Source organism: Pseudomonas sp. C5pp (genome assembly GCF_000814065.1).
Lineage (GTDB): Bacteria > Pseudomonadota > Gammaproteobacteria > Pseudomonadales > Pseudomonadaceae > Aquipseudomonas > Aquipseudomonas asiatica.
Genome location: NZ_JWLN01000091.1, coordinates 1 through 906 on the forward strand (window position 1 = coordinate 1; position 906 = coordinate 906).

General features: G+C 55.8%; 2 protein-coding genes. Both read left to right on the forward strand.

The genetic code is table 11. The features are described 5' to 3' along the window. Positions 1-205: 205 nt before the first annotated feature. Positions 206-583, forward strand: coding sequence for a type II toxin-antitoxin system RelE/ParE family toxin (locus RR51_RS28440; RefSeq protein WP_003151133.1), 378 nt, complete (start codon positions 206-208; stop codon positions 581-583). Beyond that, complete coding sequence (locus RR51_RS28445; protein WP_001172026.1) at positions 564-899, forward strand: helix-turn-helix domain-containing protein; 336 nt, start codon at positions 564-566, stop codon at positions 897-899. Before RR51_RS28440 ends, RR51_RS28445 begins: the two co-directional genes overlap by 20 nt. Positions 900-906: the final 7 nt, after the last annotated feature.

Genomic DNA, 906 nt, shown 5'->3' on the forward strand with positions numbered 1-906 from the left:
TAGCCAACCAACATAGGCGGATAACCATCAAAAACAGGTTTCCGCATAATAGTGAATAGCGATAGAGTTTTCCGTACATTTTTGAGGGGGTGTTGCACAGGTAGCACAGCGGCGGCTGACAGCCTGTCGCAAAACAAATGTTTTACGACACCTCCTTGAGGTTGCCGCGTTTACATCATTACCTGAACAGGTATAAAATTCCGTCATGACAAACAAAGAAAAACCGCTCGAATGGATCGCGAGCAGCCACAAGGATTTGATGGCGTTGCCGTCCGACGTGCGTCGCCGTTTCGGTTACGCGCTCTCGTTGGCGCAGATAGGCGATCAGGATGACGCAGCAAAGGTGCTCAAGGGGTTCGGTGGTGCCGGCGTGCTGGAGGTCGTCGAAGACGATGCCGGCGGCACCTATCGAGCGGTATACACGGTCAAGTTTGCGGAAGCGGTGTTCGTCCTGCACTGCTTCCAGAAGAAGAGCAAGAGCGGAATCGCCACGCCAAAGGCCGACATGGACATCATCCGCGCTCGGCTGAAGGTGGCCGAGGTATTGGCACAGGAGCTACGAAATGCAAAAACGAATCATTGAAGGCGTCGAGGTTCAGCGCAGCTCGGGCAACGTCTTTGCCGACCTTGGACTGCCTGACGCTGAAAAGCTCAAGATCAAGACCGGCCTGGTGGTCGAGATCAGGAGGGCCATGCGCGCCCTTGGGCTGACTCAACAAGCGGCGGCCAAACGCATGGGCATCCCGCAACCGAAGGTGTCGGGCATGATGCGCGGCGACTTCACCAATCTATCCGAACGCAAGCTGATGGATTGTCTGAATCGCCTCGGCTACGACATCGAAATCAAGGTACGGCCAGCAGCCGAGCCGATCGGGCATCTAACGCTCGCAACCGCTTAATCGGAGC